This is a genomic window from Gibbsiella quercinecans (assembly GCF_002291425.1).
Classification (GTDB): domain Bacteria; phylum Pseudomonadota; class Gammaproteobacteria; order Enterobacterales; family Enterobacteriaceae; genus Gibbsiella; species Gibbsiella quercinecans.
On the sequence record NZ_CP014136.1, the window covers coordinates 4,222,968 to 4,243,677 of the forward strand.

The window sequence follows — 20,710 nt, forward strand, 5'->3', positions numbered from 1 at the left end:
AGCTGTGCCGTGCAGAAAATAATGAATACTCGCGCGGTTTTTACAGTGCCTGTAATAAATTGACCGCCGGTTTAGCCTTTCATCAGCGGTATTCGCTCTGCTCCAACACCAGATAAATCGTTCAATCAGACGCTATGCAAATGGCAATGATTAGCAATTCATTAATCTTGCTAATTATTTGTTGGTTTCGCGTGTCACCGGTTGCCGCAACCGGTTTTTTTGTCGCAGCAGGCTGAATCGAGTCAATCGACAGCCCTTTGGCAGTGACAAGTTAGCGCATTGCAGCTGATGCGCATTTTCGAACGTGTGATGCATCGTGCTTCACACTGGTGGAGGAGTAAGTCATGAACCATAACCAGGGTTGTTCCTGTGCCCAGCATTTGGCGCAGGGCTTCGCCAAACAACGAGTGAGCACCGGTGAAGGTGAGATTTATCAGATCTCGCTGATGAGTGCCTTACTTAGCGGCGTGTACGAGGGAGACGTTACGATCGCTGAGTTGTTGAAACATGGCGATTTCGGCCTGGGGACTTTCAATCATCTTGATGGCGAACTGATTGCCTTTGATCAGGAGATTCACCAACTGCGCGCCGATGGCAGCGCCCGGCCCGCCAGCTTGGATCAGAAAACCCCGTTTGCCGTAGTCACCTTTTTCAAACCCACCGTCACGCAGGAGTTTACTCACCCTATCACCAAAGATGCGCTACATCAGTGTATTGATGAGCAAATCGATTCCCCCAATGTGTTCTGCGCATTGCGTATCGACGGTGAGTTCAGCTCGGTAGAAACGCGCACCGTCCCCCGCCAGGAAAGGCCTTATAAACACATGCTGGAAGCGATCGAAGAACAGCCTATCTTTTCATTCAAACAGCGCCAGGGCTCGTTGGTCGGTTTCCGTTCGCCTGATTATATGCAGGGGGTTACGGTAGCCGGTTACCACGAACATTTCGTTACCGATGATCGCAGCGGCGGCGGCCACGTGCTGGATTACCAGCTTGAACGTGGCCGCCTGCAGTTTGGGGTGATCACCCGTCTTAATCTTCAGTTACCGCAAGATGCGGATTTTCTGCGCGCCGACCTCTGCCCAGAGGATTTGGACCGTGCAATACGTGCTGCCGAAGGCTAAGTACTCCTGTGCCATCTGCGATGGCAATTCTGGCAGTCGTTTTTTCTTTAGGAGGTAGAGAACCATGGCAAAGGTAAATACGGATAACAATTGGCAGTGTGGCGCTGATTTAGTGGTAAAGAACCTGGAAGCGCAGGGAGTAAAACACGTTTTTGGTATACCGGGTGCGAAGATCGACCGGGTATTCGATTCACTGGTGGACTCACAGTCAATTGAAACCGTAGTGGTGCGCCACGAAGCTAACGCGGCGTTTATGGCAGCGGCGGTTGGCCGTTTGACCGGTAAAGCGGGCGTCGCGCTGGCCACCTCCGGGCCAGGGGCTTCCAACCTGGTGACCGGCCTGGCGACGGCAACGTCCGAAGGGGATGCGGTAGTAGCGTTCGGCGGTGCGGTTAAACGCGCAGATAACCTGAAGCAAACCCACCAGAGCATGGATACCGTCAGCATGATGCGGCCGATCACCAAGTACTGCGCCGAAGTGCACGTGGGCGAGGCCATTTCCGAGGTGATTGCTAACGCTTTCCGTAGCGCAGAGTTTGGCCGCCCCGGCGCGTCTTTCATCAGCCTGCCGATGGATATTGTCAATGAACCGACCACCGGCCCGGTGCTGGCGGGTTGCCGCGTGCCACGCATGGGCGCTGCCGCCGGCGAAGACATTCAGTCTGCGGTGAAACTGATTAAAGAAGCCAAATGCCCGGTGCTGCTGCTTGGCCTGCAAGCCAGCCGCCCGGAAAACAGCGACGCGGTGCGCCATCTGCTGTGCCGCACCGCAATGCCGGTGGTGGGGACCTACCAGGCGGCCGGCGCCATCGATGTGAATCATTTTGCCCGTTTTGCCGGCCGTGTGGGGCTGTTCAACAACCAGCCTGCCGACCAACTGCTGCAGAAAGCGGATTTGGTGGTCAGCGTGGGTTACGGCCCGATCGAATACGATCCGTGCATGTGGAATAGCCAGCATCGCCTGAAACTGGTGCACATCGATGTGCTGCCATCGGAAATCGATACCTGCTACCGCCCGGATGTGGAACTGATCGGCAACATCAGCGCCACGCTCCATGCGCTGACGGAATCGTTCCAGAGCGTGTTGCAGATCCCAGGCGAAGTGGAAAATATCCTCAGCGATCTCGGCCGCCAGCGCACCGAACTGGCCGAGCGTGCGGCTCGCCGCGGCGGTATGCCGATTCACCCGCTGCGTATCGTGAAGGAACTGCAGGACGTGGTCAGCGATGACGTGACGCTGTGTGTGGATATGGGGAGCTTCCATATCTGGATTGCCCGTTATCTTTACAGCTTCCGTGCCCGCCAGTTACTGATCTCCAACGGCCAGCAAACCATGGGTGTGGCGCTGCCGTGGGCTATCGGTGCAGCGCTGGTGCGCCCGGGCGATAAAGTGGTTTCCATTTCGGGCGACGGCGGCTTTATGCAGTCGAGCATGGAGCTGGAAACGGCGGTACGCCTGAAAACCAACATCGTGCACATCGTTTGGGTGGATAACGCCTATAACATGGTCGAAATGCAGGAAGTGAAAAAATACGATCGTAAATCTGGCGTTGAGTTTGGGCCGATTGATTTCAAACAGTATGCTGAAGCCTGCGGTGCGGTTGGTTTTAACGTCGCGTCGGTGGAAGAACTGCGTCCGGTGCTGCGTAAAGCGATGGATATCCAGGGGCCGGTGGTGGTTGCCATCCCTGTGGACTACTCCGATAACTACAAACTGATGGCGCAGATGAACTTCAGCCAGATGATCTGATCTGCGTTTCCATCCCTGAACCCGCCGGTCACGGCGGGTTCGTCATTTTAGCCCCGTCGTATCCTGACTTTCCCTGTTATTGATATCACCTTTCTAGGTTTCCCGCCGCGATGGACGGGCAAAAAAAATGCCGGCCTTTTGGCCGGCATCTGAATTTTTACTTACCTTCCACCATCAGAAGTGGCTATTGATGCTCATATAGAAGGTGCGCCCCGGTTCGTTGTAGGTGGCCGCGCCTGCACCGGCGATGTTAACCGCGCCGGTGAGTGGGTTACCCACGTTCTGCGCGTTGCCGGCGCGGAACTGGCGTTTATCGAACAGGTTGTCGATACCTGCGGTAAGGCTGACGTTCTTGTTCACCTCATAGGTGGCGCTGGCGCCGACGACCGCATAAGGGCTCACCTCACGGGTTTCAGGCCAGACGGCCGCTTTGCCCTGATAGTTGTACTTCTTCGGTTTCTGCCGGCCGTACCAGGTCAGGGTCGATTGCAGCGACAATGCCTCGGTTGCCTGCCAGCTTAGCGTCGAGTTGATAGTGAACTTCGGGATCACCGACAGGTAATCGCCGGTGGTTTTGTTCTCGTTCTCGATCATGTAGGTGGCGTTGTTGCTCCAGGTGACGGTTTCGCTGACCGGCACGTTCAGCGTGCCTTCCAGCCCTTGCACCACCGCCTTCGGCACGTTCTCCCACTGGTAAACCGCCGTGCCGCTGCTGCTGCTGGCGATGCGGGTGCTGCCGGCTTCGATCTTGTTACGGTAATCGTTGCGGAAGTAGGTCACCCCGGCCAGCCAGCCGTTTTGATGGAACTCCAGCCCGATCTCTTTATTAACGCTGGTTTCCGCCTTCAGATCCTTGTTGCCGAGCAGGTAGCAGCCGGTGCTGACGTCGCTGGTGGCACAGCCCTGGCCTGCGCTATACAACACGTAGTTGGTGTTGTTCTGGAACAGGTTCGGCGCTTTGTAGGCACGGGCGATACCCATTTTCAGGGTGAAGTTCTCGCCCAGTTCCTGCGACAGGTTCAGCGACGGGCTCCAGTTGTTGCCGGCTTCGGAATGCAGATCGTAACGCAGGCCCGGCGTTAGCATGGTGCTGTCGGTTAGCTCGATATTGTCTTCGGCGAACAGCGAGAAGATGTGTGCGGAAGCGTAAGGGTTACGATTGGTGCTATCGACCCCATCAATTGCGCCGCCGGTTCTGGTCCCTTCCAGCGCTTGGCCGATAGACGAGCCGTCTTTCATCCGCTGCTGGTTCCACTCGGTACCCAACGTGGCGGTTTGCGCTACGCCGAGTTCAAACGGCACGCTGATTTCGCTGTGCGCCAGGAAATCGTCCAGCTTGGTGGTGCCGTAGCCTTCATTAGTGGTGTCGAAAATCCCTTCCGTACCGCCGGCCAGCCCCTCGTTCAGGCGGGTGTTGCGGGTGCGCTCGAAGCGAATATAGTTATTGGTGCTGATGCCGTTATCCCAGGCGCCGCGGTGGTTCAGGCTGAAGGTTTCGCGGTAGATACGGTTGGTTTCATTACCGTAGTTGCTCTGTACCAGGGCGTTGGTGTTGGTGTTCTGGGTATCGCCGGCATAGCGGTTGCCCTGGCGGCCATAAGAATACTCAAACTCCAGCGACTGCAGGTGCGCGAAGTCCCAGTGCAGCATCGCATCAATGTTTTTGTCGACCACACCTTCGCGCCCGGCGGGAATGCTGCTGCTGTAGGTGCCCACACGTTCGGATTTATGCGATTCGTTAATATCCCAGGCGTCGGCTTGGGTTTTGCTGTAGCCGCCGAACAGGCGGAAGCTCAGTACGTCGCTCAATGGGCCGGAGAGGCTGAAGTCGGTGCGGCGGGTGGCGCCTTCGTCTTTATGCTGCGGCACGTTGTAATAGGCGTTCAACGAGCCATGCAGATCGTTGCCGGGCTTTTTGGTGATGATATTGACCACCCCACCAGCAGCGCCGTTGCCGTAGCGCGCCGCGGCCGGGCCACGCAACACCTCAATACGTTCGATCATTTCTGGCGGCACCCAGGCGGTATCGCCGCGGGTATCGCGTTCGCCGCGCCACCCCTGGCGCACCGAATTGCGGCTGGTGGCCGGCATACCGTCGATCAGGATAAGGGTGTTTTCCGGGCCCATACCGCGGATATCAATCTGCCGGTTGTTGCCGCGCTGGCCGCTGGTGGAGTTGCCCGTCAGGTTAACCCCAGGCATGGTGCGGATCAGCTCATTGATATCGCGTGCCGGCGGGCGTTTTTGGATCTCATCGGCGGTGATGGTGGAAACGCCCGGCGCCTGCAGGTTTTGGCGGGCGGCGGTAACCACGAGGGTTTCTTCACCCTGGGTCTTTTTTTGCTGTGTGGCCAAAGGGGTATTTTCCGTTTCGGCCGGATCGCCATTAGTTTGTGCGGCTTGGGTAAAGGCGGGCGCGCCCAACCCTAACCCAATGATTGTGGCTAACGAATAACGAGATAATTTGCGGTTCATTTTGAATTTCCTACCAACTCGCCATCTCCCGACGACTGTGGCTAAACGCCAGCGGAAGGGGGAGCCGGTTATTTTTATTTTGCCAGGAACAAAATCCCAAAGGCCGAGACGCAAAACGGCACTCTATTGGGTGTTGGAGGCCGGCCAGAATGCCGGTCTGCTTTACTGAGCCTTTACACACTATTGCAAATGCAAATAACTATCAATAGTATTTCCGGCTCACCGTTTGTTTCGGCAAGCCCCACGGCCAGGGTGGGCCAACCGTTCACCGGGGCTAATTACACAGTGGATAGGCGTTTTGAATAGAGCAACACCGTCAGCAAGCAACGCGTTACTGGCCAGCCAACATGCTGGGAATCTACGCTGGTAGATGAAAATCGCCCGGCAGCGACTGCTTTATTCCCTGTCTTGATAAAGAAACGCTGGTTCATCAGCTTAGCGCGCAGATGGCGGCGCTGTTGCGCAGCGCCGGGCATGCGGTGCAGTACCGGGTGGTTGAGGGCGGCATGTCCTCCCAGGTTTCAGCACGGCAAGGGGAACAAGATGGAAAAACAGAGTCCGTTTGACGATCCGCAGCAGCCCAGTTTGGTGCTCTGCAACCACGAAGCGCAATACAGCCTGTGGTTCGATGCCAACGCTATCCCAAACGGGTGGACGGTGGCGTTCGGCCCGGCAACGCGTACGCAATGTGATGAATGGCTGGCGCAGCACTGGCCGGACATCCGGCCGCTATCGTCTGGCCATGCATTGAACAGGTAAACCAACAACGGGAGATCGTAGTGCGAGAAAACGCTATTTTGCCTGCCGGGCAGGCGGCCGCCGGTGAATTGCCGTTGGTGGCGGCGCAGCCTGGTATTTGGGTAGCCGATCAGCTTTCCCCGCACGGCAATGCTTATGCCGTTGCACACTATATTGAATTGCAGGGAGCTGTGGATAAAGAACGCCTGCTGGCGGCGATCGGGCAGGGGCTGAGTGAAGTGGATACGCTGCGGTTGCGTTTTAGCGAACGTGACGGTGTGCCGGTACAGATCTATGACCCGGCGCAGGCCTTGATTGAACCAGAGTTTGTCGATCTGGCCGCTTCACCTGACGCGCCGGCGGCCGCACGGGCGTTGATGGAGATTGATCTGTCTGGCGATCTGCGCGCCAGTAGCGGCAAACCGCTGTATCGCCATGTGCTGATGCGGCTTGCCGATGACCGCTGGTATTGGTATCAGCGTTATCACCACATGTTGGTGGATGGCTTTAGCTTCACGGCCATTGCCCGCCGCATTGCGGCGATCTACAGCCATTTGTGCCGGGGCGATGCCCTGCCGCCGGCGCCGTTTACTCCCTTTAGCGAGGTGGTTGCGGAGTATCAGGCCTATCAGGTATCGCCGGCCCGGCAACGCGACGCCGATTTTTGGCTGAAAAAAGCGCGCCAGTTGCCGCCGGCGGCCACCATCAGCCCACAGCCGTTGGCGGGGGCGGTGCCCACGCCGCGTATTCACCGTTTGGATTTGCAGTGTGATAAAACGGCGTTCGCCGCGCTGGCCGTGGCCGGCCAGGCGCAGCATCTGACCGCGGCGGATATGGCGGTAGCGTTGTTGGCCGTGTGGGTATCGCGCCTGAGTGGCCAACCCAGTTTCAGCGCAGGGTTTATTTTCATGCGCCGTACTGGCTCGGCCGCGCTGTGCGCCGCCGGCCCGGTGATCAACGTATTGCCGATGGCAATGCACCTTGAGCCGCAGGCCTCGCTGGGTGAAGCCGCGGCAAGTATCAGCCGCGAACTGAAAAGCGTGCGCCGGCACCAGCGCTATGACGCCGAACAGGTGCAGCGCGATCTGGGCCATGTCGGCGACGCTGAGCCGCTGTACGGCACGGTGTTCAATTTTAAAATGTTTGATTACCAGCTCGACTTTAACGGCATTGAGGGCGTTACCCACGATCTGGCTTCCGGGCCGGTACGGGATCTGGAAATCGCGCTGTTCATCGGCCAGGACGGCGCGTTGAAGGTAGAGCTGCTGGCCAGTGCGGACCGTTATTCCCGCCAGGAGCTGGCGGCGCATTTGCAGCGCCTGCCGCTGTTGCTCAGCCAGTTTGCGGCGCGCCCTGCGTTGCCGATTGGCGAGGCCGATCTGCTGACGGTGCAGGACCATGCGCTGTTGGCGCGGGTTAACGATACCGCCCACCCGCTGCCGGCCGAAACCCTCAGCAGCCTGCTGGCACAGCAGGCGCAGAAAACCCCGGATGCCCCGGCGTTGGCCGATCCGCTGTTGCAACTCAGCTACCGTGAAGTGCGCGAACAAGTGCGCGCGCTGGCGCGCCAACTGGTGGCGCAGGGCGTGCGCCCAGGCGACATCGTGGCGGTGGCGTTGCCGCGTTCGGTCTACCTTTCATTGGCGCTGATGGCGATTGTGGAAACCGGGGCGGCCTATTTGCCGCTGGATACCGGCTACCCGGATGAACGCCTGAGCATGATGCTGGAAGACGCCAGCCCGCGCCTGATCGTCACCGATCCGCTGCAGCAGGCGCGGTTTGCCGGCAAAGGCGAGATGCTGATTTATGCCGCGCTGCTGCCGGTTGATCACGCAGCCGGCGTGACGATCGCCGGGCCTACGCCGCAGCACGCGGCTTATATTATCTTCACTTCGGGCTCCACCGGGCGGCCGAAGGGGGTATTGGTCGGCCACCAGGCGATCGTCAACCGCCTGTTGTGGATGCAGCATCAATACACCATCGGCGCCGGCGATGTGGTGCTGCAAAAAACACCGTGCAGTTTTGACGTATCGGTGTGGGAGTTTTTCTGGCCGCTGATGGTGGGCGCGCAGTTGGTGATGGCGCCGCCGGAGGCCCACCGCGATCCGCACCAGTTGCAAGGCCTGATCGCCAAATACCGCGTCACGACCATGCACTTTGTGCCTTCCATGCTGGCGGCTTTTGTCGCCGCGCTGGATTCTGAACAGGCGGTGGGCCACTGCGCCTCGCTGCGGCAGGTATTCTGCAGCGGCGAAGCCCTGCCGGCGGAGCTGTGCCGCCAATGGCAGAGCCGCACTGCGGTGCCATTGCATAACCTGTATGGCCCGACGGAAGCGGCGGTGGATGTTTCCTGGTATCCGGCCTATGGCGAATCGCTGGCCCGGGTGACCGGCAGTCACGTGCCGATCGGCCTGCCGGTGTGGAATACCGGCCTGCGTATTTTGGACGCGCGCCTACGGCCGGTGCCGCCGGGTGTCGCTGGCGATCTGTATCTGACCGGCGTGCAACTGGCCCAGGGCTATCTTGGCAGGCCGGATCTGACCGCCAGCCGCTTCGTTGCCGATCCGTATGGCAACGGCGGGCGCATGTACCGCACCGGCGACGTGGCGCGCTGGCTGCCGGGCGGCGAAGTGGAATACCTCGGCCGCAGTGACGATCAGTTAAAAATCCGCGGCCAACGTATTGAGCTGAGCGATATCGATCATGCGTTGCTGTCGCTGCCGGGCGTGCGCCAGGCGGTGGCGCATGCGCTGGTGTTGCAGGGTGCGCCGGCGGGTGCTGCCGGCGATGCCCGCCAACTGGTGGGTTACCTGGTGGCGCAGCCGAATGTGCGGTTGGATCTGGCGGCGTTGCGGGCGGCGTTGGCTGAGCGTTTGCCGCCGCATATGGTGCCGGTGGCGCTGGTCGAAATGGACGAACTGCCGTTGAGCGCCAACGGCAAGCTGGATCGCAAGGCGTTGCCGCAGCCGCAGCTCCAGGCGCGCAAGGCCGGCCGGCCGCCGGCGCCGGGCCTGGAAACGGCGATCGCCGCCGTGTTCGCACGCTTGTTGCAGCGTCAACAGGTCTTTGCCGATGATGATTTCTTTGCCCTGGGCGGCCATTCGCTGCTGGCGATGCGCCTGGCGGCGGAACTGCGCCGCGATCTGGGCAAAGCGGTGGCGGTGGGGCAGGTGATGGTGGCCTCGACGGTGGAGCAACTGGCGCAACTGCTGGCGGAAGATCGTTCGCAGGAAGAGGCCGAGCGTAGCGGCTTCGACAGCGTGTTGCCGCTGCGGATCACCGATGGGCCGATCCTGTTCTGCCTGCATCCGGCTTCCGGTTTTTCCTGGCAGTTCAGCGTATTGCCGCGCTATCTTGACCAACACTGGTCGTTGGTCGGCATTCAGTCGCCGCGTCCCGATGGGCCGTTGGCGGCCAGCGAAGATATGGATCAGGTGGTTGAGGCGCATCTGGCCACCGTGCTGCGGGTGCAGCCGCACGGCCCGTACCATTTTATCGGCTATTCGCTGGGCGGTACGCTGGCGCAGGGGATCGCCGCGCGCCTGCAGGCGCGAGGGGAGCGGGTGGCGTTCCTGGGGCTGTTGGATACCTACCCGCCGGAAACCCAAAACTGGGACGTTATGCTGGATGACAACGTGTTGAAGGAAGTGCAGCGCGAACGTGAACAGTTCCTGGCGGTGTCGGAAGGTACGCTCGATCCGGCGTTGGGCGCAGGCCGTGCGGTGATGTTTGACCACATTGAGGCCAACTATGCGGATTCGGTGCGGCTGCTTTCCCGCACCCGTACCGCCCGTTTCCACGGCACGGCGACGCTGTTTGTGGCCAAACGCACCTTGCAGGAGGGTATGGACGTTCAGCAAACCTGGGCGCGCTATGTGGATGCGCTGCAGGTGCACGAACTGGACTGCGCACACGTGGATATTGTGTCGCCGGCGTCGTTTAATGTGCTGGGGCCGTTATTGAACCGGGTGTTGCGGGCGCTGTAAGGTGTATCCGGCGCTTAAACAACAACGGGGGCCTTTATGGCCCCCGTTGCTTTAGCGACGTTATTTCCCCAGCGGCACCACCAGCGGCGTGTGTGAAACTGGATCGTCAATAATCACGCACGGCAGCCCATAGACCTCTTCAATCAACGCCGGCGTGACGATGTCTTTCGGCGCGCCCTCTGCTACCACTTTGCCGCCGCGCATGGCGATCAGGTGCGTGGCGTAGCGGCAGGCATGGTTCAGATCGTGCAGCACCACCACCAGAGTGTAGCCTTTGTCGCGATTAAGCTGGCGCATCAGCTCCAGCAGCTCGATCTGGTAAGTAATGTCCAGCCAGGTGGTGGGTTCGTCCAACAGCAGCAACGGCGTTTGCTGCGCCAGCACCATCGCGATCCACACCCGTTGCCGCTGGCCGCCGGAGAGCGTATCCACCGCCTGTTCCGCCAGTTCGGCCACGCCGGTGGCGCGCATCGCTTCTTCCACCGCCTGTTGGTCTTCCGGGCGCCAGCGGCTGAACAGCCCCTGGTGCGGGTAACGGCCGCGCGCCACCAGATCAAACACCGTGATATCACCCGGTGCGATAGAGGTTTGCGGCAACAGGCCAAGCTGGCGGGCGACTTCTTTGGTGGCGTATTCGCCGATGAGCTTGCCGTTGAGCCAGACTGCGCCCTGTTGCGGTTGCATCAGGCGGCTCAGGGTGCGCAGCAGCGTGGATTTCCCGCAGGCGTTGGGGCCAATGATCACCGTGAGTTCGCCTTCGGGAATGGAAACCGACAGGTTTTGCGCCACGATTTTCTTATCGTAGCTCAGCGTCAGGTTTTCGGCGCGCAGCGGCGCGGGCAACAGGGTATCAGCACTCATTTTTTTCGTGACTCACGGATTAACAGCCAAATCAGGTAAATGCCGCCCAGGCTTACGGTCAGCACGCCCACCGGCAGTTGGTAAGGCGTAAACAACCGCTGTGCGGTAACGTCGGCGGCCAGCAGCAACAGGGCGCCGGTGAGCGTCGTCAGCAACAGCACGCAGCGGTTGTTGCACAGGCGGCGGGCGATCTGCGGCGCGACTAACGCAATAAAAGAAATGGGGCCGGCCACGGCGGTCGCCGCCGCGGTTAATAACACGCCGATCAGCAACAGCAGCATGCGCGCCCGTTCTACCGGCACGCCCAAGGCACAGGCGGTATCGTCGCCCATTTCCAGCAGGCGCATGCGGCGCGCCAGTATCGATAGTAGCAGGCAGCACAGGGCGATGATCGCCAGCACCGGCAGGCTTTTCGCCCAGGTGATGCCGTTGAGCGAGCCGGCGCTCCAGAGCCCGGCGGTCATGGCCGATTCCAGCGACGCGCTGATGATGAGCCAGGTATTGGCCCCCACCAGCAACGCCCGCACGGCAATCCCGACGATAATCAGCCGAAAAGCCTCCATGCCGTCGCGCCAGGCCAGCAGGTAAATCAGCACGGCGGTCAGCAGGCCGCCCGCCAGCGCGCCGCCGGTAATGGCAAGCACGTTTTGGTTGAAGAGCACCACGGTGATCAGCACCCCGGTATACGCGCCGGTATTAAAGCCGATCACGTCCGGGCTGCCGAGCGGGTTACGCAGCAGTGACTGGAATATGGCGCCGCTCAGCCCCAGCGCCGCCCCCAGCACCAGCGCCATGACGACGCGCGGCAGCCGCCACTGGTTAACGATCACCAGCAGATTGGCTGGGCCCTCGCCGCGCAGCGCGTCAATCACCTGGCCGGCGCTGAGCGCCAGCGTGCCGGAGCCGAGCGCATAGACCGCCAGCGCAACACAGGCCAGCGCCAACACCAGCGCGGTCAGCAGGGGCCTGGAGGCGCGCAATGGGCGTTTGGTTATCATCAGGCGGGCAGCCAGCATCGACATTAGCTCCCCCTCCTGAACAGATGGCGTTTGCGCACCAGCGCAATCAGCATCGGCGAGCCGAGCAGGGCGGTGACGACGGAAACGCGCAGTTCGCCCGGCACCAGAAAACGGCCGAGCAGATCGGCGCTGAGCAGTAAAATCGGCGTGAGCACCAGCGTCCACGGTAACATCCACTGTAGCTCCGAACCGGACAGGCGGCGCGCGATGTGCGGCATCATCAGGCCCACAAAGGCAATCGGGCCCACGGCGGCGGTGGCGCTGCCGCACAGCAGCGTGATCGCCAGCAGCCCGAGCAATTGGGTGCGCACAATGCCGGTGCCGAGGGCGGTGGCCAGTTCATTGCCCATGCTCAGGCTGTTGAGCGCCTTGTTCATCCACAGCGTGATCAGGGTGCCAAGCACAATGGGCAGAGCCACGGCACGCACCACCTGCATATTTTGAATATCCAGCGAACCGGCCTGCCAGAAACGCAGTTGATCGAACACCAGCGGGTTGAGCAGCGCAATGCCCGAGGTCATCCCTTCCAGCACCGCGGCCAGCGCCACGCCGGCCAGCGTCAGGCGGATAGGGTTGATGGTGCTGCCGCCCAGCGCGCCGATCAGCGCCACCAGCAGGGAGGCCAGCAGCGCGCCGGCAAAGGCGAACCAGAGGTAGTGGCCAACGCTGACCGCGCCAAAAAAGGTGATCCCCAAGACCACGGCAAAGCCGGCGCCGGCGTTGATGCCGAGGATCCCAGGATCCGCCAGCGGGTTACGGGTGAGGGTTTGCATTAATGCGCCCGCCAGCCCAAGCGCCACGCCGGCCAAAATACCGGCCAACGTCCGCGGCAGCCGGGATTCGGTGATGATCACGCAGTCCGCCGTGCTGCATTGGCCGGACAACGCCTGAATCACCGTATCAAAAGGGATGGATTTTGCGCCCAGCGCCAGGCTGAGCACCGCCACCAGCAGCAGCGCCAAAACGGCCAATAGCAGGCCATAAAACCGGCGGCGAAACGTACGGGAAGAACCGGGCATGCCGTAAGACCCCGCGGCGAGGGGAGGTGGAAGAGAGGTATTGTTGCGTGTAAGCCGAAACATGACATCCCATTATCAAACTGAACATCAATGATAGTTATTATCATTATTGGTTGTGTCCGTCTATGGTAGCATGAGTCGCCAAATGATTGCAGCGCCCGCGTCATGGCATTGCGGCGCACAACCTGGAATTTGTGGTGAAAATACCAATGAATAAAAATAAACCCTCTATTTTGCTCGATTTTAGCCTGTTGAGAACTAACCGTGCCTTTCGCGCCGTGTTCTGTGCGCGTTTTATTTCTATTTTGGCTCTGGGCCTGATGGCGATCGCCATCCCGGTGCAAATTCAGGCATTAACCGGTTCAACGCTGCTGGTGGGGCTTGCGGTAACGTTCGCCGGCGGCGGGATGTTTACCGGGCTATTGATGGGCGGCGTGCTGGCGGATCGCTATGAGCGCCGCCGCCTGATCCTGTTTGCCCGCACGACCTGCGGCATTGGCTTTATCGGCCTGTGCGTTAACGCCGCCTTGCCATCGCCTTCGCTGGCGGTGATCTACCTGCTCGCCGTGTGGGACGGTTTTTTCGGCGCTGTGGGGGTCACGGCTCTGTTGGCGGCCACTCCTGCGCTGGTCGGGCGAGAAAATATCGTACAGGCCGGGGCGATCAGTATGCTGACGGTGCGGTTTGGTTCGGTGCTTTCCCCGGCGGTGGGCGGCGTCGTGATCGCCAGCGCCGGGGTGAGCTGGAACTATGGCCTGGCGGCGTTGGGCACCCTGCTGACGCTGGTGCCGTTGCTTAGCCTGCCGCAATTGATGCCACCACCGCAGCCGCGTGAACACCCGTTACGTGCACTGGTGAGCGGTTTTGCCTTCTTATTCCAAAACAAAGTGATTGGCATGGTAGCGCTGATCGGGGCGTTGCTGACCATGGCCAGCGCGGTGCGCGTCATTTATCCCGCCGTGGGTGAAAGCTGGCATATCGGCGCGTCCTACCTGGGCTTTATGTATTCCGCGGTGCCGCTCGGCGCGGCGCTGGGCGCTTTTACCAGCGGGCGAGTGGCGCAGGTGGCGCGCCCTGGCTGGATGATGCTGCTGACCGCCATCGGTGCCTTTGTGGCGATTGCGCTGTTCGGCCTGATGCCGTGGTATAGCCTGGCGTTGGTGTGCCTAGTGGTATTTGGCTACCTGAGCGCGGTGAATTCGTTGCTGCAATACGGGCTGATTCAGAACCTGACGCCGGATGCGTTCCTGGGCCGGATTAACGGCCTGTGGACGGCGCAGAACGTGGTGGGCGATGCGCTGGGCGCGCTGTTGCTGGGGGCGATGGGGGCCTTTATGCTGCCGGCGATGACCGCCACCAGTTTCGGCCTGGGGGCGGCGCTGCTGGGTGTGCTGCTGTTAGTGACGATGACCGGCCTGCGGCAGGTTACCCTGCACAGGCCGGAGGAAACGTCGCCGTTAACCGTCAGTGGGAAGTAAACTGCTTTTCCAGCCGCGTCAGCAGGTTGCTGGCGCTGTAATAATCCAGGCGGAAGGTATCATTGCCCAGTGGGTAAACCCGCTGGTTCTGTACCGCCGGCAGATGCGCCAGCAGGCTGTTGGCCATCAGGCGTTGGGCGTCGCTTTCATCGTTGGCGAACAGCATCAGCGTTTGACCATTCAGCCCGGCGGCCAGGTTTTCCCCGCCCAGTTGGATGATGTCCTTGCGCATCCCCATGCTGGTGCTGGTACTTAATTTTGGCGGCAACGTTGCCAGGGTAAAGCCAAGCTGCTGTAACAGTTTCCCCTGTGAGGATTCGGCGGTCCACAGGTTGGCCGCCTTGCCGTCGTTGCGGAACACCAGCGCGGAAACCGGCTGGGGCGGCAATTGCATCCGCTGTTTTAGCGCGTTTTCTTGCGCATCGAACGCGGCGATCACGTTGGCGGCCTGTGCTTCGTGCCCGGTCGCCTGGCCAAGCTCCTGGGCCAATTCTTGCCAGCTTTTATCGTCGTAGTTGACGACCAGCACCGGGGCAATGGCCTTCAACTGATCGTAGATCGGCAGGGCGGAATCACCGCCGGTGGCGGCTACGATGATCAGATCGGGCGCTTCACCGGCAACGGCTTCGGCGTTGGGCTCGCCGATATACAAGCGTTTTACGCCGCGCTGCCGGGCGATATCCGCCCACTGGCGGAAAAAGCCCTGTGGGTCGGTCAGGCGCTGATTGGGCGTGGCGGCGCCGCTGGCGATCACCGGCGCGTCAATGGCCAAGAGGGTGCCGGTAACGGTCACGCTGGTGGAAACGATGCGCGCCGGCGGGTGATCCAGCGTAACGCTGCCGTGGGTGGTTTGCAGGGTACGCGGCCAGGCTGGGCCGGCAGCATAGCTGCTGTTGAACGCCAGGAAACCGAACAGCGCCGCCGCCAGCAGCAGAATTTTGTTCATCGAAATGTGTCCTTTTAGATTAAAGAGTTATATCTACCACTGATAAAAAATATATGTGTCCGCCATAAAGGCAAGTTGCATAGGTGTTGATTTTTTGTTCCACCGCCCGGTGATGCGATCGCGTAAACCACCCGGGTGAGCGGTTACAAGGCCAGCTTTCCGTATCGCGCAACATTGCGGGGAAATAGGCGAAAACCCTAATATTTACCTGATAATTCAGGCGCAGAGAAGGGGTTACTGTTGGTTGACATGATAAATCATGACAGGTAATTTAGCGCGCGATTAACATAAATGATAATCATTATTATCGGTGATTTTCGTTGATGAAAGGATAAAGGTGTACCGATGGATATAGCCATGAGTGGTGCCAATCATAGGGAACCGTTTAGCAGGGATGATGAGCGTGCAGAGGCGGCATCTTTACCTCTGGCCTCCGGCTTCTTTTTCTCTTCGCCCTATCGGAGCCTGAGGACGGAAGGCTGCGTGGCTGCGATGGCTTTGCCTGCGTTTGGCGGTGAAGAGATTGGCGGTGTATTTCAACAGGCGGTGCAACAGGCATTCGCCAAAGCGCGGTTAGCCGGAGTTAGCAACCCGGTGTTATGTGGCGCTATCCCCTTCGACACGCACCAGCCTTCGGCCTTGTTTGTGCCGCAACACGTTCACTGGTTTGAGCGCGAACGCGCATTTGGCGCTGCCGCAGCGGCCAACGGCAGCGCGCCGGAAATCGCCAGCCAGCTTGAAGTGCCGCCACAGCCGGTGTTCATGCAGATGGTCAGCGATGCGGTGGCACAAATGAAGAGCGGGCGGTTGGATAAGGTGGTGCTTTCACGGCTGCTGGAGATTGAAACCCGCCACCCGGTGGACCGGCATGCGCTGATGGCGCGTATTATTACCCAGAACCCGCACGGCTTTCATTTCCACGTGCCGCTGGCCACCGGCGCGCTGTTGGGGGCCAGCCCGGAATTGCTGTTACGCAAAGAGGGCGATCGCTTCTACTCGAACCCGTTGGCGGGCTCAACCCGGCGGGAAGCCGATCCACAGCGCGATCGCGAGGTGCGCCAACAACTGATGGCGTCGGAAAAAGATCGCTACGAGCACCAGATCGTGACCGAAGGCATGCGCCGCATGCTGGCCGCACGCAGCCAGGTTCTGAATATCCCCGCCGCCCCGGAATTGCTCAGCACCACGACGCTCTGGCACCTGTCAACGCCGATTGACGGCAAAGTGGCGGATAAAACGGAAAACGCGCTGTCGCTGGCCTGCCTGTTGCACCCAACGCCTGCGCTGTGCGGCACGCCAACGGCCGCGGCGGCAGAACTGATTAAACAGTTGGAACCCTTTGACCGTGGACTGTTCGGCGGCATCGTTGGTTGGTGTGATGCCAACGGCGACGGTGAATGGGTGGTCACCATCCGCTGCGGCACCGTGGATGGCAAGCAGGTGAGGTTGTTTGCCGGCGCAGGCATAGTGCAGGACTCCTTGCCCGAATCCGAATGGCGTGAAACCGGTGTCAAACTGAGCACAATCCTGCGTGCATTCGGTTTGAACCAAGGATAAAAATAATGAGCATTGCTTTTACCCCCTGGCCCGAAGAGTTTGCCCGCCGCTACCGCGAGTGCGGTTATTGGCTTGATCTGCCGCTGACCGACATTCTCGATCGGCAGGCTGAAAATGACACGGCGGCGCTGATTGATGCCCGTGGCAGCCTAAGCTACCGCCAACTGGCGCAGTATTCCACCAACCTGGCGGCGGCGTTGCAGCGCCGTGGGGTGCAAGCCGGCGATACCGCTCTGGTGCAGTTGGGCAACGACGTTGAGTTTTACGTGGTGTTTTTTGCCCTGTTGAAGATTGGCGTGGTGCCGGTTAATGCGCTGCCCAACCACCAGCGCAGCGAGCTTGATGCTTACGCCACGCAGATTCGCCCCAGCTTGCTGATCGCCGATCGCCGCCACCCGCTGTTTGCCGATGACGATGTGCTGGCGGTCTTTTGCAGCCGCCATCTGTCATTGCGCGTGGTGGGGTTACACCATGCCGAGGGCGATGCGCGCGCGCTTGCCGCCTGGATGGAAGAAGACAGCCAGGGCTTTGTCGCCGCACCGTCCGCCGCCGATCAGGTGGCCTTTTTCCAGCTTTCCGGCGGCAGCACCGGCACGCCGAAACTGATCCCCCGAACCCACAACGACTATTACTACAGTATTCGCCGCAGCGTCGAAGTGTGTGGTTTTGACGCGCAGACCCGCTTCCTGTGCGCGTTGCCGGTGGCGCACAACTACCCAATGAGCTCGCCGGGCGTACTGGGCGTGTTTTACGTGGGCGGGTTAACCGTGTTCGCCAGCGATCCAGACGCGGCGCAGTGTTTCCGGCTGATTGAACAGCACCGGATCACCGTAACCGCACTGGTGCCGCCGGCCGTGACGCTGTGGCTGCAGGCGATAGAAGAGTGGGGCAGCAATGCCGCATTGGCCAGCCTGCAACTGTTGCAGGTGGGGGGCGCCAAGCTGAGCGAAACGCTGGCGGCGCGTATTCCCGCCGAGATCGGCTGCCAGTTGCAGCAGGTCTTCGGCATGGCGGAAGGGCTGGTCAACTACACGCTGCTGGACGACGACGAACCGCATATGTTCACCACTCAAGGCAAACCGATGTCGCCGGGCGATGAGGTGTGGGTCGCCGACGATGAGGGCAACCCGCTGCCGCCGGGGGCCGTTGGCCGCCTGATGACGCGGGGGCCGTATACCTTCCGCGGTTATTACCAAAGCCCGGAGCACAACGCCAGCGCCTTTGACGAAAACGGCTTTTACTGCTCCGGCGATCTGATCAGTATCACCGAAGACGGCTATATCAAGGTGCAGGGGCGGCAGAAAGACCAGATCAACCGCGGTGGGGAAAAGATTGCCGCAGAAGAGGTGGAAAACCTGCTGCTGCGCCACCCGGATGTGATCAACGCCGCGCTGGTGTCTATGCCGGATGCCCTGATGGGTGAAAAGAGCTGTGCCTATGTGATTGCTACCCGGCCCCTGAAGCCGGTGGTGCTGCGCCGCCATTTGCGTGAGCTGGGCGTGGCCGATTTTAAGTTGCCGGACCGCATTGTGCTGGTAGACAGCCTGCCGCTAACGCCGGTCGGCAAAGTGGATAAAAAACTGCTGCGCCAAAGCCTGGAAGCGCAGCAACAGCCAACGGCCCAAGGAGAGTAGTGATGGCCATTCCTAAAATTGACGATTATGCACTGCCGACGCGGGAAGAATTGCCTGCGAATAAGGTGGGTTGGGTAGTTGAGCCGCAACGAGCTGCGCTGCTGATTCATGATATGCAGCAATATTTCCTGAACTTTTGGCGGGAAGACAGCCCGTTAATCAAACAGGTGGTGGAAAACATCGCCAACCTGCGCCGTTATTGCAAACAGCAGGGGATCCCGGTGTTTTACACCGCGCAGCCCACCCAGCAGTCTGATGCGGATCGCGCGTTGCTTAACGATATGTGGGGGCCGGGCCTGAACGATCATCCGGATCAGCAGGCGGTGGTGGCGGCGCTGGCGCCGCAGGATGATGACACCGTGTTGACCAAGTGGCGCTACAGCGCCTTTCAGCGCTCGCCGTTGGAAGCGATCCTGCGGGAATCCGGCCGCGATCAGCTGATTATCTGCGGTGTTTATGCCCATATCGGCTGCCTGACCACGGCGCTGGACGCCTTCATGCGCGATATCCAACCCTTTATGGTGGCGGACGCATTGGCTGACTTTTCACGTGACGAGCATCTGATGGCGCTGCGCTATGCCGCCGGCCGCTGCGGCCGGGTGGTGACCACCGCCGAACTGTTGCCCGGCATCGCCAGCAAAGATGCGCTGCGCCAACAGATCCTGCCGCTGCTTGATGAGGACAGCGAAGAGATGGGTAACGATGAGAACCTGATCGATTACGGTTTGGATTCGGTGCGCATTATGGAACTGGCAACCCGCTGGCGCAAAATCCGCAGCGATATCGATTTTGTCGCCCTGGCGAAAAATCCGACCATCGACGCCTGGTGGGCATTACTGTCTGGGGGGAACGCCTGATGAGCCAGTGGGATTTCAGCGGTAAACGCGTTTGGGTGACCGGCGCCGGCGCCGGCATCGGTCTGGATACCGCGCGTGCGTTTGTGAAGGCCGGGGCGCAAGTTATCGGCTTTGATCGCCATTTCGGCGATGACGATTACCCGTTCCGCACCGAGCTGTTGGACATTGCCGATGCGGCGGCGGTTGATTGCACGTGTGCCCGTTTGCTGGCCGAACATGATGGGCTGGACGTACTGGTCAACGGCGCGGGCATTTTGCGCATGGGGCTGACGGATGAAACCAGCAGCGAGGATTGGCTGGCGTGCCTGGCGGTTAATGCCGGCGGCGCGTTCAACCTGTTCCGCCATACGCTGCCGGTGTTCCGCCGCCAGCGGCGCGGCGCCATTGTCAGCATTGCGTCCAATGCGGCGCACGTGCCGCGCGTGGGCATGGCGGCTTATTGCGCATCCAAAGCGGCGTTACGCAGCCTGTGCCAGACCGTTGGGCTGGAGATGGCGCCGTATGGCGTGCGCAGTAATATTGTTTCGCCCGGTTCGACCAATACGCCGATGCAGCGGGGGATGTGGCAGGACGAAAGCGGCGAGCAGAAGACCATTAACGGCTTCCCCGAACAGTTCAAGCTGGGGATCCCGCTGGGCAAAATAGCCCAGCCGCGTGAGGTTACCGAGGCGATCTTGTTTTTGGCTTCTGATCTCGCCAGCCATATCACCATGCAGGATATCGTGATTGACGGCGGGGCGACGCTCGCTGCCTGATTAAAACAGGTGCGCCGGATCTGGGGTACGATAAATCCGGTGCATTTTCAGCGATGTTTTGCAAACGGGCGGCGCCCTCCCGGAAACTTTTCAACAGGCAATAAAGGGATCACTATCCGACGGTTTAACTGCCCAATAATATCGCTCGTGACATTGAGCAATAGAGGGTAAATGACGCTTTTCCCAGTATTACCATATACAGTGAATTGCATTGTTAAAACGTCCTGTATTCATCGCTGAAACAACCCTGTTCATCATGAAAACGATTTAATGCTTCGATTGCTTCCATGTTCTGTTCTTGCCATTTTTTCGCTTCATGCTGGCGAAGCTCAACAGCCAGGGTGGCACTCAGGTTAATGCCAGCTTCACGCGCCCGGGCAAGCAAGGTTCGCTCCACCGCCATTGTCACGCTCTGCGTGTTTCGTTCTTTAGCTGTCATCGTTCATCGCCTGTGATGAGATACGTGTAAATAACACGACACAATGCACAGAGCATAACACCAAAAGCGGAG

General features: G+C 60.0%; 15 protein-coding genes and 1 pseudogene. 9 read left to right on the forward strand and 7 right to left on the reverse strand.

All coding sequences use genetic code 11. The features are described from left to right. The first annotated feature begins 344 nt into the window (after window positions 1–344). Window positions 345–1,124, forward strand: a complete 780-nt coding sequence (gene budA, locus ACN28Q_RS19340) for an acetolactate decarboxylase (RefSeq protein WP_095847834.1) — start codon at window positions 345–347, stop codon at window positions 1,122–1,124. Window positions 1,125–1,188: 64 nt separating this feature from the next. Continuing rightward, window positions 1,189–2,874, forward strand: coding sequence for an acetolactate synthase AlsS (alsS, locus tag ACN28Q_RS19345; protein WP_095847835.1), 1,686 nt, complete (start codon window positions 1,189–1,191; stop codon window positions 2,872–2,874). Between the two features lie 174 nt (window positions 2,875–3,048). Here alsS and ACN28Q_RS19350 read toward each other — a convergent pair whose 3' ends face one another. Continuing rightward, on the reverse strand, window positions 3,049–5,349 hold the full coding sequence (locus ACN28Q_RS19350) for a TonB-dependent siderophore receptor (protein ID WP_095847836.1): 2,301 nt from the start codon (window positions 5,347–5,349) through the stop codon (window positions 3,049–3,051). Window positions 5,350–5,892: 543 nt separating this feature from the next. On the opposite strand from ACN28Q_RS19350, the gene ACN28Q_RS19355 reads away from it, so the two are divergent. Together ACN28Q_RS19355 and ACN28Q_RS19360 are read left to right on the forward strand one after the other, a co-directional pair. Continuing rightward, entirely contained in the window at window positions 5,893–6,108 is a 216-nt protein-coding gene (locus ACN28Q_RS19355) for an MbtH family protein (protein WP_095849104.1), read from the forward strand. A 68-nt stretch (window positions 6,109–6,176) separates the two neighbouring features. After that, window positions 6,177–10,073, forward strand: coding sequence for an enterobactin synthase subunit F (locus ACN28Q_RS19360; protein ID WP_413541192.1), 3,897 nt, complete (start codon window positions 6,177–6,179; stop codon window positions 10,071–10,073). A gap of 60 nt (window positions 10,074–10,133) precedes the next feature. Here ACN28Q_RS19360 and ACN28Q_RS19365 read toward each other — a convergent pair whose 3' ends face one another. Genes ACN28Q_RS19365 through fepD form a run of 3 tightly spaced genes read right to left on the reverse strand, consistent with a single transcriptional unit; the run spans window position 10,134 to window position 13,035 of the window. Continuing rightward, window positions 10,134–10,934 (reverse strand): ATP-binding cassette domain-containing protein, encoded by an 801-nt coding sequence (locus tag ACN28Q_RS19365; RefSeq protein WP_095847838.1) that lies wholly within the window; start codon window positions 10,932–10,934, stop codon window positions 10,134–10,136. Next, window positions 10,931–11,956, reverse strand: coding sequence for an iron-enterobactin ABC transporter permease (gene fepG / locus ACN28Q_RS19370; RefSeq protein WP_095847839.1), 1,026 nt, complete (start codon window positions 11,954–11,956; stop codon window positions 10,931–10,933). The genes ACN28Q_RS19365 and fepG overlap by 4 nt, the downstream gene beginning before the upstream one ends. Further along, complete coding sequence (fepD, locus tag ACN28Q_RS19375; protein WP_095847840.1) at window positions 11,956–13,035, reverse strand: Fe(3+)-siderophore ABC transporter permease; 1,080 nt, start codon at window positions 13,033–13,035, stop codon at window positions 11,956–11,958. The genes fepG and fepD overlap by 1 nt, the downstream gene beginning before the upstream one ends. Window positions 13,036–13,181: 146 nt before the next feature. On the opposite strand from fepD, the gene entS reads away from it, so the two are divergent. After that, window positions 13,182–14,450: an enterobactin transporter EntS gene (entS, locus tag ACN28Q_RS19380; RefSeq protein WP_095849105.1), complete on the forward strand. Its 1,269-nt coding sequence runs from the start codon at window positions 13,182–13,184 to the stop codon at window positions 14,448–14,450. Here entS and fepB read toward each other — a convergent pair. Further along, window positions 14,437–15,396, reverse strand: a complete 960-nt coding sequence (fepB, locus tag ACN28Q_RS19385; RefSeq protein ID WP_095847841.1) for a Fe2+-enterobactin ABC transporter substrate-binding protein — start codon at window positions 15,394–15,396, stop codon at window positions 14,437–14,439. The two genes, entS and fepB, sit on opposite strands and share 14 nt — an antisense overlap. A 345-nt stretch (window positions 15,397–15,741) precedes the next feature. Here fepB and ACN28Q_RS19390 point away from each other — a divergent pair, with 345 nt between their 5' ends. From ACN28Q_RS19390 to dhbA, 4 genes are read left to right on the forward strand one after another with little or no spacing between them, the layout of a single operon-like run. Then, entirely contained in the window at window positions 15,742–16,953 is a 1,212-nt protein-coding gene (locus ACN28Q_RS19390) for an isochorismate synthase (protein WP_095847842.1), read from the forward strand. A 5-nt stretch (window positions 16,954–16,958) separates the two neighbouring features. Continuing rightward, on the forward strand, window positions 16,959–18,587 hold the full coding sequence (locus ACN28Q_RS19395) for a (2,3-dihydroxybenzoyl)adenylate synthase (protein WP_095847843.1): 1,629 nt from the start codon (window positions 16,959–16,961) through the stop codon (window positions 18,585–18,587). A gap of 2 nt (window positions 18,588–18,589) precedes the next feature. After that, complete coding sequence (locus ACN28Q_RS19400) at window positions 18,590–19,444, forward strand: isochorismatase (RefSeq protein WP_095847844.1); 855 nt, start codon at window positions 18,590–18,592, stop codon at window positions 19,442–19,444. Beyond that, window positions 19,444–20,199: a 2,3-dihydro-2,3-dihydroxybenzoate dehydrogenase gene (dhbA, locus tag ACN28Q_RS19405; protein WP_183096678.1), complete on the forward strand. Its 756-nt coding sequence runs from the start codon at window positions 19,444–19,446 to the stop codon at window positions 20,197–20,199. Before ACN28Q_RS19400 ends, dhbA begins: the two co-directional genes overlap by 1 nt. A gap of 65 nt (window positions 20,200–20,264) precedes the next feature. Here the strand turns inward: dhbA and ACN28Q_RS19410 are convergent. Together ACN28Q_RS19410 and ACN28Q_RS19415 are read right to left on the reverse strand one after the other, a co-directional pair. Next, window positions 20,265–20,411: pseudogene (locus ACN28Q_RS19410) on the reverse strand (CcdB family protein); the annotation flags it as partial. 2 nt (window positions 20,412–20,413) lie between these two features. Beyond that, window positions 20,414–20,638 carry a type II toxin-antitoxin system CcdA family antitoxin gene (locus ACN28Q_RS19415; RefSeq protein ID WP_095847845.1) on the reverse strand — a complete coding sequence of 75 codons (225 nt, stop codon included), beginning with the start codon at window positions 20,636–20,638 and terminating at the stop codon, window positions 20,414–20,416. Between the last annotated feature and the right edge of the window lie 72 nt (window positions 20,639–20,710).